This is a genomic window from Psychrobacillus sp. FSL K6-2836 (genome assembly GCF_038003085.1).
Classification (GTDB): Bacteria; Bacillota; Bacilli; order Bacillales_A; family Planococcaceae; genus Psychrobacillus.
Map to the genome: position 1 here is coordinate 2,213,621 of NZ_JBBOOM010000001.1, position 14,531 is coordinate 2,228,151.

Annotated in this window: 13 protein-coding genes; all 13 read left to right on the plus strand. The window is 36.2% G+C overall.

The features are described 5' to 3' along the window. The first annotated feature begins 38 nt into the window (after nucleotides 1–38). Nucleotides 39–347 (plus strand): 30S ribosomal protein S6, encoded by a 309-nt coding sequence (gene rpsF, locus MKY37_RS10325; RefSeq protein ID WP_340776704.1) that lies wholly within the window; start codon nucleotides 39–41, stop codon nucleotides 345–347. Nucleotides 348–386: 39 nt separating this feature from the next. Further along, nucleotides 387–890: a single-stranded DNA-binding protein gene (gene ssb / locus MKY37_RS10330; RefSeq protein WP_340776706.1), complete on the plus strand. Its 504-nt coding sequence runs from the start codon at nucleotides 387–389 to the stop codon at nucleotides 888–890. 49 nt (nucleotides 891–939) lie between these two features. Beyond that, the gene (gene rpsR, locus MKY37_RS10335) at nucleotides 940–1,176 is read left to right on the plus strand and encodes a 30S ribosomal protein S18 (protein WP_093062321.1); all 237 of its coding nucleotides are present in this window, start codon (nucleotides 940–942) and stop codon (nucleotides 1,174–1,176) included. A gap of 386 nt (nucleotides 1,177–1,562) precedes the next feature. After that, on the plus strand, nucleotides 1,563–2,504 hold the full coding sequence (locus MKY37_RS10340; RefSeq protein ID WP_340776709.1) for a YybS family protein: 942 nt from the start codon (nucleotides 1,563–1,565) through the stop codon (nucleotides 2,502–2,504). Between the two features lie 12 nt (nucleotides 2,505–2,516). After that, nucleotides 2,517–4,493: a DHH family phosphoesterase gene (locus tag MKY37_RS10345; protein ID WP_340776711.1), complete on the plus strand. Its 1,977-nt coding sequence runs from the start codon at nucleotides 2,517–2,519 to the stop codon at nucleotides 4,491–4,493. After that, the gene (gene rplI, locus MKY37_RS10350; RefSeq protein WP_211896128.1) at nucleotides 4,490–4,939 is read left to right on the plus strand and encodes a 50S ribosomal protein L9; all 450 of its coding nucleotides are present in this window, start codon (nucleotides 4,490–4,492) and stop codon (nucleotides 4,937–4,939) included. Before MKY37_RS10345 ends, rplI begins: the two co-directional genes overlap by 4 nt. A 12-nt stretch (nucleotides 4,940–4,951) precedes the next feature. Next, a complete protein-coding gene (dnaB, locus tag MKY37_RS10355) occupies nucleotides 4,952–6,307 on the plus strand; it encodes a replicative DNA helicase (RefSeq protein ID WP_211896127.1) in 1,356 nt (451 codons plus the stop codon). Between the two features lie 196 nt (nucleotides 6,308–6,503). Then, nucleotides 6,504–7,790, plus strand: coding sequence for an adenylosuccinate synthase (locus tag MKY37_RS10360; protein WP_340776718.1), 1,287 nt, complete (start codon nucleotides 6,504–6,506; stop codon nucleotides 7,788–7,790). A gap of 358 nt (nucleotides 7,791–8,148) precedes the next feature. After that, nucleotides 8,149–9,624, plus strand: a complete 1,476-nt coding sequence (locus MKY37_RS10365; protein WP_340776720.1) for a peptidoglycan DD-metalloendopeptidase family protein — start codon at nucleotides 8,149–8,151, stop codon at nucleotides 9,622–9,624. Nucleotides 9,625–9,875: 251 nt separating this feature from the next. Beyond that, nucleotides 9,876–10,580, plus strand: coding sequence for a response regulator YycF (gene yycF, locus MKY37_RS10370; protein WP_340776723.1), 705 nt, complete (start codon nucleotides 9,876–9,878; stop codon nucleotides 10,578–10,580). A gap of 6 nt (nucleotides 10,581–10,586) precedes the next feature. Continuing rightward, on the plus strand, nucleotides 10,587–12,419 hold the full coding sequence (gene walK / locus MKY37_RS10375) for a cell wall metabolism sensor histidine kinase WalK (RefSeq protein WP_340776725.1): 1,833 nt from the start codon (nucleotides 10,587–10,589) through the stop codon (nucleotides 12,417–12,419). Continuing rightward, entirely contained in the window at nucleotides 12,410–13,738 is a 1,329-nt protein-coding gene (locus MKY37_RS10380; protein WP_340776727.1) for a YycH family regulatory protein, read from the plus strand. Before walK ends, MKY37_RS10380 begins: the two co-directional genes overlap by 10 nt. Then, nucleotides 13,716–14,528, plus strand: coding sequence for a two-component system regulatory protein YycI (locus tag MKY37_RS10385; RefSeq protein ID WP_340776729.1), 813 nt, complete (start codon nucleotides 13,716–13,718; stop codon nucleotides 14,526–14,528). The genes MKY37_RS10380 and MKY37_RS10385 overlap by 23 nt, the downstream gene beginning before the upstream one ends. The last annotated feature ends 3 nt before the right edge of the window (nucleotides 14,529–14,531 follow it).

Genomic DNA, 14,531 nt, shown 5'->3' on the forward strand with positions numbered 1-14,531 from the left:
TTCATAGTCGGCCAAAGACCATAGGGAGGTGTAAATAGATGAGAAAGTACGAATTAATGTACATTATTCAACCAGCAATTGAAGAAGAGGCAAAGAAAGCTTTAGTAGAGCGTTTCCAAGAAATCTTAACTTCAAATGGTGCAGAAATCATCGAAGCAAAAGAGTGGGGTAAACGCCGCTTAGCTTACGAAATCAATGACTTGCGTGAAGGTTTCTACCAAATCGTTAAAGTAAACGCTGATTCAAGAGCAATCGATGAATATACACGTTTAGCTAACATCAATGAAGACATTATCCGTCACATTGCTGTTCGTATCGATGATATTAAAGTTAAAGCAAAAAAATAAAATTGACTAAAAAAGCTGATCGAGGGAGGTTGTTTACTGATGATTAACCGTGTCGTTTTAGTTGGAAGACTAACAAAAGATCCGGAACTTCGCTACACACCAAGTGGTGTTGCAATGGCAAGATTTACACTAGCTGTAAATCGTACATTCTCCAACCAATCAGGTGAAAGAGAAGCTGATTTTATCAACTGTGTCGTTTGGAGAAAGCAAGCTGAAAACACAGCAAACTACCTGAAAAAAGGAAGTTTAGCTGGTGTTGAAGGTCGCATTCAAACGGGTAGTTATGAAGGACAAGATGGAAAACGTGTTTATACGACAGACGTTGTTGCAGACAGCGTTCAGTTCTTAGAACCACGTAATAGCTCTGGAGAACGTAACCAAGGTGGACAATCATCTGGTGGCAATGGACAGCAGCAATTTTCAACACCTTCATATCAGCAAAACCAACCAATGAATCAGCAAAACTATACACGTGTAGATGAGGATCCTTTTTCTAATAGTAGTGGGCCAATCGAAGTATCGGATGACGACTTACCATTCTAAAAAGTATCACTTAGCATGTTTACTTTAATCGAAAAGGAGGCAACCAAATATGGCACCACGTCGCGGAGGCAAAAGACGCCGTAAAGTTTGTTACTTCACATCAAACAATATCACACACATCGATTATAAAGATGTAGATTTGTTGAAAAAATTCGTGTCAGAACGTGGGAAAATTCTTCCACGTCGTGTGACAGGAACTAGTGCGAAGTACCAACGTAAGTTAACACGAGCTATTAAAGTATCTCGTATCATGGCTTTACTTCCATTCTCTACTGAAGAGAGATAAGTATAAATTAGAAAGACCGGGAAACCGGTCTTTTTTTCTTTTTAAAATACATTTTACTCAATACGTGTCCAGCTCCAGCGCATAGCCTCTCGAGTCGCTTCAGAATGATGGATAAAGGCAAAGTACGTCTTTCCCACCAATCTTCCAACGATTTCTGAGGCTATCATAGGCTCTTCCACTTTTCTATCTGTCTAGCTCCAGCGCCTAGCCTCTCGAGTCGTTTCAGAATGATGGATAAAGGCAAAGTACGCCTTTTCCACCATTCTTCCAACGATTTTCGAGGCTATCATAGGCTCTTCCACTTTTCTATACAGTATGTGGAATTTTAGTTGTTGTAAGTAATCTGTTACAATGGATAGATGATTACATTAAAGGAAGGTTCCTAAATGCAAAGAAATCAAACAAATTATTTAACGTATGGATCTATGATGATTGCACTATTTGCTATTTTGTTGGCAATGTCTGTTTATGTTCCAGTACTTGGTTTTTTCACTTCATTTATCGTGCCATTGCCTCTAGCTTGGTACAGTGCAAAGTTTGAAAGAAAACACGCTGCATTTGTAACGGTTATCGCAGTTCTACTTTCTTTTATTATTGGTGGAGTTTTTGGATTTATCTTTGGTTTGCTAGTTGGTCCGTTAGGTTTTATCATAGGGGATTCAATCCGAGCTAAAAAGTCTAAGCTATATATGCTGATGGCAACCGGACTCTTCTTACTTTTAATGACGGCGGTACAATACATATTATCCATTTTATTTTTCAATATGAATGTTTTGAAGCAATTTATCACGACCATTGAAGTATACTACGAACAACTGGGAAATATTATGTCTTCCGTTGGTCAGTTGCCTGAGGGTTATGACGAATTAGTTAAACAAAGCATAATACTTATTGAATCTATTATGCCTAGCTATTTCATTGGTGCAATGTTTATAAGTGCCTGGCTATATTTAATCATTAACTTATCACTATTAAAAAAATTGAAATTAGATGTACCCAAGTTTCCTAAATTCATGGATTTTAGACTACCGAAAGCAGTGTTATGGTATTATTTAATCGTATCCATATTCTCATTGTTTGTTTCATTCGAAGTAGGGACGTTCGGCTACTTAGTATTTGTAAACGCTGCATTAATATTACGTGCACTCTTGTTTTTACAAGGTGTTTCTTTTATACACTACTATTTTTATGCAGAAGGTTGGCCAAGATGGTCAATGATCCTTGCAACATTTTTGGCAGTCCCGCTATACATGTTTACTATTATAGTAGGGGTATTAGATTTAGGATTTAATATAAGAGGATTTATAAAAGACAGATACAAAAAATAAGGAGCTGATCTAGTGGCATCTTTTTTTAGGAAACGGCCAATTCGATATCCACTCATACTGTTTTTACTACTTAGTGGGGTTGCAACTTATTTATTACTGTCTACCAACATATTGATTGGATTATTATTCGCTCTAATGGTAATTGGTGTATTTATCTATGCGTGGATTATTGAACAACGTGTATATGAAGAGACAGAAAAACATATCGAAACTCTTTCCTACCGGATGAAAAAGGTGGGGGAGGAAGCCTTATTAGAAATGCCAATCGGGATATTACTCATAAATGATCAATATATCATCGAATGGGCAAATCCATATATGACGCAACAGCTTCCATTCGATACGATTATTGGTGAGGAGCTTCTTTCTATATCAAAGGATTTTCAACAGCTTAAAAAACAAGAAGAATCCAAAGAAATGACCATTTCTTTGGATGAAAAAAATTATAAAGTATTTTATAAAGCGGAAGAAAAGCTTCTATATTTCTTTGATATAACCGAACAAGTAGAGATGGAATCGTTATACTATGGAGATCGAACTGTTATAGGTGTGCTGTTTATAGACAATTACGATGAAATATCACAGGGTATGGACGATCAGACACGAGGAAGGCTCAACAGTATCGTTACTTCTTGTGTAAACGATTGGGGAGCAAAATACGGCATTTATGTAAAAAGGATTTCTTCAGATCGTTTTTTGGCCGTTTTTAATGAATCCATTTTAGTAGAATTAGAAAAAAGTAAATTCTCCATATTAGATGATATAAGAGAAACTACTGCTAAATTTGGATTTTCCCTCACTTTAAGCGTAGGTGTTGGGGCGGGGTCCACTTCCCTAGTAGAACTCGGAGAACTAGCTCAGTCTAGCTTAGATTTAGTATTAGGACGCGGTGGAGACCAAGTAGCTATTAAGCATTCAAATGGAAAAGTAAAATTCTATGGCGGGAAAACAAACCCAGTAGAAAAACGGACGCGTGTAAGAGCTAGAGTGATTTCTCACGCGCTAAGAGATTTAATACAGGATAGTGACCAAGTATTTGTTATGGGGCATAGGATGCCAGATATGGATGCAATCGGATCAGCTGTTGGGGTAAGAAAAATGGCTGGGATGAACAAAGTAGAGGGCTATGTTGTATTAGACACTAATGAGTTAGACAATAGCGTGAATCGATTAATGGATGAGATAAAAGAACAACCAGAGCTATATAATCGTTTTATAAGTCCTGAAGAAGCGATAAGCAAAATTACAGAAAAAACATTATTAGTTGTAGTGGATACACATAAACCGAGCTTAGTAATTGATGAAAAGCTTCTTCAAAAAGCAGAGAAAGTAGTCGTGATTGATCATCATCGACGCGGAGAAGAATTCATTTCAAATACAATGCTGGTTTATATGGAACCATATGCGTCCTCTACTTCAGAGTTGGTAACTGAACTAATTGAATATCAACCGAAAAATGAAAAGTTATCCATGCTAGAAGCAACGTCTATGCTAGCAGGTATTATTGTAGATACGAAAAGCTTTACGCTTCGTACAGGGGCAAGAACATTTGAAGCAGCATCGTATTTACGTACGCATGGTGCAGATACAATTCTAGTCCAACGTATGTTGAAGGAAGACATTGATACCTATATAGAACGCTCTAAAATCGTCCAAAATGTGGAATTTTTTAGAGAAGGTATTGCTATTGCTCATGGTATGGAAAACGTCTCCTATAGTCAGGTATTACTTGCTCAAACAGCGGATATTTTGTTGACGATGAATAATGTGGCAGCATCTTTCGTAATAGGGCGTAAAAGTGAATCTACGTTAGGAATCAGTGCTCGATCATTAGGTGATATCAATGTTCAGGTTATTATGGAAAAACTAAACGGTGGTGGACATTTAACCAATGCCGCCTGTCAATTGGAGGATACCTCGATAGACGAAGCAATATTACTTCTAAAAAATGCAATTATAGATACAATCGAAGGAGGAAACGAAGAATGAAAGTAGTATTCTTAAAAGACGTAAAAGGTAAAGGGAAAAAAGGCGAGGTCAAAAATGTCGCAGATGGTTATGCACATAACTTTTTACTTAAAAATAAATTGGCGGTAGAAGTAAATGCAGCTGCATTAAGTGCTCTTGAAGGACAAAAGAAAAAATCTGAAAAAGAAGCAGCTAAAGAGCTAGAAGAAGCCCAAAAATTAAAAGAAACATTAGAGCAATTAACAGTTGAGTTAAAAGCAAAGTCTGGAAATGATGGTCGACTATTCGGTTCCATTACAACGAAACAAATTGCCTCTCAATTAGAAAAGTCACATGGTATTAAGTTAGATAAACGGAAAATGGAATTAGATGATGCAATTAGAGCATTAGGATATACAAATGTACCAGTGAAACTTCATCATGAAGTTGTGGCGACATTAAAAGTTCTTGTTGCAGAAGAATCGTAAGGAGAGAGGTCAATGAGCGATCCAATGTTGGACCGTGTACCGCCGCATAACCAGGAAGCTGAACAGTCTGTCATTGGGGCCATATTTTTAGAACCACAGGCATTAATTACCGCTGGAGAAATCTTGCTTGCAGAAGATTTTTATCGTGTAGCACATCAGAAGATATTCCAAACGATGCTTCATTTAAGCGATAAAGGTAAGGCAATCGATGTTGTAACTGTGACGGAAGAACTTTCTGCGAAGAAAGAGTTAGAAGATGTAGGTGGAATTTCGTATATTAGTGAAATTGCTAATGCAGTTCCAACCGCAGCCAATATAGCATACTACGCCAAGATTGTAGAAGAAAAATCTATTTTACGCCGCTTGATACGTGTAGCGACCACCATAGTAGAAGATGGTTTTACTAGGGAAGATGAAGTAGAAGCATTATTAGCAGAAGCCGAACGTAAAATGATGGAAGTCGCAAGCCGAAAAAATGCTGGTGATTTCGAGCATATTAAAGACGTTTTAGTGGAAACATACGATAATATAGAAAAACTTCATACAAGAAAAGGCGATGTTACTGGTATTCCAACTGGATTTCGTGATTTAGACCGAATTACCGCTGGTTTCCAACGGAATGATTTGATCATTGTAGCTGCCCGTCCATCTGTAGGGAAAACGGCATTTGCTCTGAACGTGGCACAAAACGTAGCGACAAAAACAGATGAAAATGTAGCAATCTTTAGTCTAGAGATGGGTGCAGAACAGTTAGTTATGCGTATGCTTTGTGCGGAGGGGAATATAGATGCTCAGGTACTTCGTACAGGCGCACTGACAACCGAGGATTGGCGTAAGCTTACAATGGCGATGGGAAGTCTTTCAAATGCAGGGATTTATATTGACGATACTCCTGGTATTCGGGTAAATGAAATCCGGGCTAAATGTCGTCGATTAAAACAAGAGTCTGGTCTTGGGATGATTTTGATTGATTATTTACAGCTAATCCAAGGTAGTGGAGGAAGCCAAGCTAACAGACAACAAGAGGTTTCGGAAATTTCTCGTTCCTTAAAAGGTTTAGCTCGTGAATTGCAGGTTCCTGTAATTGCTTTGTCTCAGTTATCCCGTGGAGTTGAGCAGCGTCAAGATAAGCGACCAATGATGTCTGATTTACGTGAATCTGGATCGATTGAGCAGGATGCAGATATTGTATCCTTCCTGTATCGTGAGGATTACTACGACAAAGAAACAGAAAATCAGAACATGATTGAAATTATTATTGCAAAACAGCGTAATGGCCCTACTGGAACTGTTACACTTGCGTTCGTTAAAGAGTTTAACAAATTCGTTAACATTGACTGGAGTCAACACCAAGCGCCACCAGCTTAAAAAAAGCAAAAGCTCCTTTTAGTTTTGTGGGCAGAGATTTTTAGATATAGTTATAATAAAAACACGAACAATAAATGTGCTAAATCATTTTGTGTTCGTGTTTTTATGTTAAATCAGTTGACTAAGTACGTTTAGATTGGTACAATAACACTGTTTGAATCAGGACATATGAAATGTCTGACGGAGGTGCTGGCAAATGCCATCAGTAGTAGTAGTTGGAACACAATGGGGAGACGAAGGTAAAGGGAAAATCACAGACTTTCTATCCGAAAACTCAGAAGTAATTGCACGTTACCAAGGTGGTAATAATGCAGGTCACACAATTATTTTTGGAGGAGAAACGTACAAGCTTCATTTAATTCCTTCAGGGATTTTCTATAAAGATAAAATTTCTGTTATAGGAAATGGAATGGTAGTGGATCCAAGAGCACTTGTAAAAGAGCTAAAAGGATTGCATGACCGCGGAGTAACAACCGAAAACTTACGTATTTCTAATCGTGCACATGTTATTCTTCCTTACCATCTAAAACAAGACGAAGTAGAAGAAGCTCGCAGAGGAGTAAATAAAATCGGTACGACAGGTAAAGGTATTGGACCAGCTTATATGGACAAAGCTGCACGTGTCGGGATTCGTATTGCTGATCTTCTGGACTACGAAGTATTTAAGGAAAAATTAGAACTTAACTTACAAGAAAAGAATAGAATGTTTGAGAAGTTTTACGAAACAGATGGATTTACTTCAGAAGAAATATTAGAAGAATTCTATGGCTATGGACAAGAGATTGCCAAGTATGTTACAGATACTTCAAAAGTATTGAACGACGCATTAGATGATGGTCGTCGTGTATTGTTTGAAGGTGCACAAGGAGTTATGTTGGACATCGATCAAGGTACTTATCCATTTGTAACTTCTTCGAATCCAGTAGCTGGTGGAGTAACAATTGGAGCAGGAGTAGGGCCAACAAAAATTAACCATGTAGTAGGTGTTTGTAAAGCATATACATCACGTGTAGGTGATGGTCCTTTCCCAACTGAGCTATTTGATGAAATTGGAAATCAAATCCGAGAAGTTGGTAAAGAATATGGGACAACTACAGGTAGACCACGTCGTATAGGGTGGTTTGATACAGTAGTAATTAGACATGCTCGTCGTGTAAGTGGTTTAACTGATTTAACGGTTAACTCTATTGATGTATTGACTGGTTTAGATACAGTTAAATTATGTACTGCTTATAAATATAAAGGTGAATTAATTACGGAATATCCAGCTAACCTACGTATTTTAAGTGAATGTGAACCAGTTTATGAAGAAATGCCAGGTTGGAGTGAAGACATTACTAAATGTAAATCACTAGATGAACTTCCTGAGACAGCTCGTCATTACTTAGAACGGATTTCTCAACTTACAGGTGTACAAATCTCCATCTTCTCAGTTGGACCAGATCGTACGCAAACAAATATCATTACAAGTGTTTGGAAATAATAAACGAAAAAAAACCGTCAAGAAGCATATGCTTTTTGACGTTTTTTTGTCTGCTAATGTAAAAATTTGAGAAAGTGCCATTATGTGAATCTTCTATTATGACAAATATAACGAAGATTTCTGTTGTTTTATGTATAAAATATGAAAAATTTGGAGAAAACTAATTTATCAAAGTCGAATGATTAGGTACAAGGAACTTAAGAGTGTTAAAAAATGTAAAAATCATGTAATATATGGAACTAATGCTACAGTTTCTTTACAACCGCATCTAAAGCTACACATCTTCATTTCAAATATGTTAAATTAAAGGAGCGTGAAATGATAGAAGGTTTATATATAGTTTGGAAGGGGCTTTATCATGTTTTTGAAAAGTAAGAATGAGGAACAAAAGGTATCAAAACTGAATGTTCTTTCAAACGGAAAGTCAAATATGGTGAAAAAAGCAGCCGTATCAGTTTTACTTATTTCAAGTATTTCGTTTAATATGGCTTTTGCAAAAGAAAGTGAAAGCAATACATTAAAAGAAATATACCATATATACACGGATGGTCAATATGTAGGGGCTATTTCGGATCAAACCAAATTACAATCAATACTCGACAAAAAGATGGAAGAATCTAGCTCCCAGTTTAAAAATATGACTTTAACTGCTGGATCTAATTTGTCGGTAGTGCCAGAACAAGTATTTACTCTTAATACAAACGATGAGACTACTCTTCAAAAGCTGGATAGCTTAATAGAAGTAGAAGCAAGGGCGTTTGCATTATCGGTCAATGACGAGATGGCAGTCTACGTCAAAGACTTAGAAGCTTACGATGAAGCGTTAAGAAAACTAAAATTACATTTTATTTCAGAAGAAGAATTGAACTTACTGGAAGCTAGAAATAATACTAGTGAACCTTTACCCGAACTAAAAGAAAATGAAACTCGTATTGCTAATTTAATTTTAAAAGAAAAAGTATCTGGAGTTACAGTAGAAACAAATCCTAGTCAGATTGTTTCACCAGATGATGCTGTGAAGCTACTTTTAGATGGAACATTAGAAAAAGAGTTATATACAGTTGCAGCAGGCGATGTATTAGGAACTATTGCTAACAAGCATAATCTAACATCTGCAGAACTAATTGCACTGAATCCAGGTGTAACCGATTCTACTGTTTTACAAATAGGTCAAGAGTTAAATGTAACAGTCTTAAAACCACTTATTAATATTGAAGTACAGTATGAGAAAAAAGCTAAAGAATCCATCATACATACGAAAGAAGTAAAAGAAACAGAGGATATGTACAAAGGCGATACGAAGGTAATACAAGAGGGTTCGGATGGCCAAAAATTGGCAACTTACTTAATTCGCAAAGAGAATGGAGTACAAGTTGGTCTATCTGTTATAGAAGAAACAATACTTGTAGAACCAAAAGATCATATTGTATTAAAAGGAACGAAAGTAATTCCTTCACGCGGCTCGGGAGTATTTGCTTGGCCAGCTGAAGGTGGATATATTTCTAGTAAAATGGGATATCGCTGGGGACGCCAACATGAAGGTATCGATATTGCAAGACCGAGTGGTTTTACGATAAAAGCAGCAGATAACGGAATAGTAGTTGCTGCAGGTTGGGATGGAACATACGGCCAACGTATAATCATCGATCATCAAAATGGATATAAAACAACATATGCACACCTTTCTTCAATTACAGCGAAAGTAGGGCAAGTAGTCCCAACAGGTACTAAAATCGGTGTTATGGGAAGTACTGGACGTTCTACAGGAACACATCTACATTTTGAAGTGGAGAAAAATGGAGTAACTATTAATCCTTTAACTGTATTAAACTAATAATATATATGAGACAGTCGCTATATGGACTGTCTTTTTTGTATCTCGGTTTCATGCTGTATATCCCCACAGGTGGAAATCTTGCTGTATAAAATTTCCTAGGAAATAATTCGACAAAATGAGTCGAATTATAGGAGCGCTACTTCTTTAGAGATGCAGGAAGCCTGAAACAATGTTAAAGTTATTATTATTATTGTTAAAATAATTCAATTGAGTTAAATATAGAATACGAGAATAAAGGGGACTAGAATATGAGTAAAAAAATACTAGTAGTAGATGACGAAAAGCCAATTGCAGATATACTTCAATTTAACCTAAAAAAAGAAGGGTACCAAGTAGTCTGTGCTTATAATGGCGATGAAGCATTGAAGAAGGTAGAAGAAGATCAACCAGATTTAATGTTATTAGATATTATGCTTCCTAACAAAGATGGAATGGAAGTATGTAGAGAAATTCGAAAAAAATATGATTTTCCTATAATTATGCTAACAGCAAAAGATTCAGAGATAGATAAAGTACTCGGTCTAGAGCTTGGTGCAGATGATTATGTTACAAAACCATTTAGTACGAGAGAATTAATCGCTCGAGTAAAAGCAAATATGCGTAGACACCAAACTATTCAAGAAGATGCAGAAGTAATGACAAATGACATTGTTATTGGTCCACTAACTATTCAGCCTGATGCTTATCTTGTGTTAAAGAGAGAAGAAACAATTGAGCTTACGCATCGAGAATTTGAGTTATTGCATTACTTGGCAAAACATATAGGACAAGTTATGACTCGTGAGCATTTACTACAAACGGTATGGGGTTATGACTATTTTGGGGATGTACGTACAGTGGATGTAACAATTAGACGTTTACGAGAAAAAATTGAAGACAGCCCAAGTCATCCAACATGGATAGTAACTAGAAGAGGTGTAGGGTACTACTTACGAAGTCCTGAACAGGAGTAGAAGCAAATGCAAAAAGTTGGATACTTTAAATCAATTCACGTTAAGATTGTGCTGATTTATGTGTTACTTATCATTATTGCTATGCAAATTATCGGACTTTACTTTGTTCGTGAATTAGAAGAAACGTTGAGGAAAAACTTTCAAGATTCTATAACTGACCGCGTAAGCTTATTGGAATATAGTACGCGAGAAGAAATAATAAAAGTACGAAACGAAGAAGACCTAACATTGGAACAAAGTTTACGTTCTATTTTGGCTGGTCTTAGTTCGTATGATACGTATGATATTAAAGAAGTACGTGTAATCGATGCTCGGTATCAGATATTGGCAACATCTGATGGAAATAACCAGTCAATTGTAGGTCAACGATCAATGGATGATTTAGTTCGAAAATCCATTACTGCAAAAGACACTTTTAACAATATATCAATTGATCGAGAAACTAGTAACAGAATTTGGAATTTAGCTACTCCTATTATTTATAAGGGAGAAGTAAAAGGAACATTATATATAGAATCTAATATTGAAAATGTTTTTGGTCAGATGAATGAGATTAATCAAATACTTGCTGGAGGTACAGCTGTTGCATTAGTTATTACTGTCATATTAGGAATACTAATTGCCCAGACGATCACTCGTCCGATCTCAGATATGAGAAGACAAGCTCAAGCTATGGCAAAAGGGAATTTTTCTAGAAAAGTAAGAGTATATGGCAGTGATGAAATCGGACAGCTGGCCATTGCCTTCAATCATCTGACAAATAGATTGCAGGAAGCTCAATCTACGACGGAAGCAGAACGTAGAAAGCTAGCCTCTGTTTTAACGAACATGACAGATGGGGTAATTGCAACAGATCGTAAAGGAAGAGTCATCCTTATAAACGATCCAGCACTTAGATTATTGCGCATACCAAGAGAAATGGTATTAAATCGACCAATTGTATCGGTACTTGGAATAGATCCTGTACACTCATTTGAAGATTTAATACATCTAAAAGAACCTATTAACCTGGATCTAAGTTCTAATGAAAGACCGTTTATTTTACGTGCCAATTTTTCCGTTATTCAAAAAGAAACTGGTTTTGTTAATGGTTTAATCGCAGTATTACATGATAATACAGAACAAGAAAAAGTGGATATGGAAAGAAGAGAATTTGTCGCAAATGTTTCTCATGAACTACGCACACCACTTACGACGATGAGTAGTTATTTGGAGGCTTTGGTTGATGGTGCTTGGGAAGATGAAGGGATTGCTCCATCATTTTTAGAAGTAACTCAAACAGAAACACATAGAATGATTCGACTTGTAAATGACCTACTCCAATTGTCTAAAATGGATAGTAGAGACTACGATTTGAATCGGGAGATTGTTAACTTCAATCAATTCTTCAACCGGATTATCGACAGATTTGAACTTTCCAAATCAGATCATGTTACCTTTGTGCGCATGCTTTCTGATAAAGCCTACTATGTGGATATCGATACAGATAAGTTAACGCAGGTAATGGATAATATAATTTCAAATGCGATAAAATATTCTCCAGATGGTGGGAATATAAGGTTTGGGGTAGTAGTGTCAGAATCTATTATAAAAGTAATGATTTCTGATGATGGAATGGGAATTCCTTCTGAAAATGTCGATCGAGTCTTTGATCGTTTTTACAGAGTAGATAGAGCTAGAGCGAGATCTATGGGAGGTACTGGCCTAGGTTTGGCAATTGCCCGGGAAATGATTGAAGCCCATGGTGGTAGAATATGGGCAGAAAGTGAAGAAGGGCAAGGGACGACTATTTTCTTCACATTGGATATTTTAAAGGATGAGGAAGGTGAGTGGGATTGAAATATATCGAGCAAGTAAAATCAATTGTCTTACTCTTACTTATTCTCCTCAGTCTTACTTTAACTTTTTCTATATGGACCTACTCACCTGTTATTCAACCAAATGAAGGAACGACTATAGATATATCTATTGCTGAAAAAAAGAATATGGAAGACATTATTAAACCGTATCGTATGCTTATAAGCCAAGAGGACTCGCTAAAGGGGTCTTTTGACAGCCAACCAATAGAATTTGTACTCAACAAAATGAAGACCTGGGAAATTCAAACGATTGAGTTAGCTATGAATAAGGTAGACACCAATCAAATAAATGAATTTATCAAAGCTCCCAATCGTGCAAGTTTCTTTTTTGCAGCAGATGTCCCTATTGAAATATTAGGCAATATCTTAACTTTTCCGGATCAACATTTTCCTGAAGCTTATTTTAATCGGTTAATAATTGACTGGAATGAAGACATCCCAGATAGTATGACTCTGTATTTTATAAGCACATCACAGCAGAAGATATATAAGGCAACTGCAGCAAAAGCGGATAAATTAGGGTTTACCGAACGTATTTTAGAGCATGCAGAGAAAATGCAAGTGTATAATGAAATAGTTAGAAACAATAAATTATCGTTATACGTTTCTTCTATACCAGAAAATATCATCAATTATACTTATTCTATTAAAGAGATTGAATCAGATAAATTCAAAGATGCCCTCTTCAATAATCCGAGCCTAGTGAGAAGTAATCCAGTCGTTATGGGGGAACAACAATTCACAGATGATAGTGCATTAATGAATGTGAATTTTACTTTTAAAAGTTTAAACTATGTGCATCCAGCTTCGGAGAATGAAAATCCAGGGAATCCTGTAGATCTCATTCAAAACAGCTTGAATTTTGTCAATGAGCATAACGGATGGACAGATGACTATCGTTATTCTCGAATGAACACCGCAACTCGGCAAATTAATTATCAATTGTATTTTGACGGTCTACCGGTATTTAGTAAGGATACATTAACAGAAATCTCGCAGTATTGGGGAATTGACCGAGTGTATCGATATTACCGTCCTTTTTATACGCTTGATGTTCCTATTCCTTGGGAAACACGGGAAGTACAACTAGTTTCAGGGCAGTCAATTTATGATTTCCTTTCTACTGCAACAGATATTAATGTGAGTTCTATAGACGATGTTGTAATAGGATATTATTTATCTCGAGATGACGGCCAATCCTTATTTAATCTTGAGCCTTCTTGGTATTACTTGGAGAGTGGGAGCTGGGTACGCGTATCTCCGGAATTATTAGGAGGTGCAAAATTTGGATTGGAATAAAACAAAGACTATATTTATTATTGTATTTTCTATTTTAAATGTATTCTTACTTTCACTATATATGAATCGGTATAATGAGTCCCAACAAATAGGTAAATCTAATGATACATCTATCGAGGAAAAACTTTTTCTAGATAATATTAAAATTTTGGAAACAGATAACAAGATAAAAGAAGCTTCATATGTTTCAGGCAATGTCCATAATTTTAGTCTAGAAGAAATAGAAGAATTGGACAATCAAACTGTAGAAATACCTACTAGCTATCAAATAGTTAGTACCTTTAAAGAACCTATAAAAATAACAGATGAAAATACGTTAGAAAAAATAGTACATGAGCAAGTGATACGTGGCTCTACCTATGGACTGTGGAAAAAAGATGAAGAAAATAAAACAGCTATATTATTCCAACAAGTAAATAAACGATTTGTTTACTATAATACGAATGCGAAGCTAGTAGTTCACTGGAATGATGACAATGAGCTTATTGGTTATGAACAGACTATTCTGGACGACTTAGAGAATTATAAGGTGTCGCAAAAATTATTGCCACATTTGCAGGCAATTACTACATTGTATGGAAATTCGCAGTTAAAACCAGATTCTACGATTAAAGAAATTGAACTGGGATACTCCACGTTAGCTCAACTAACAGAGACACAGGTTTTTGCACCAACATGGCATATCCTGGTAGAACTACTTGATGGCACCATTGAAGAATATTTTGTAAATGCAGTAGAGGGTAGAGTTATTGAGATACAAAAAGAGACGGAACAAACAGTAGTGGAATAAGGA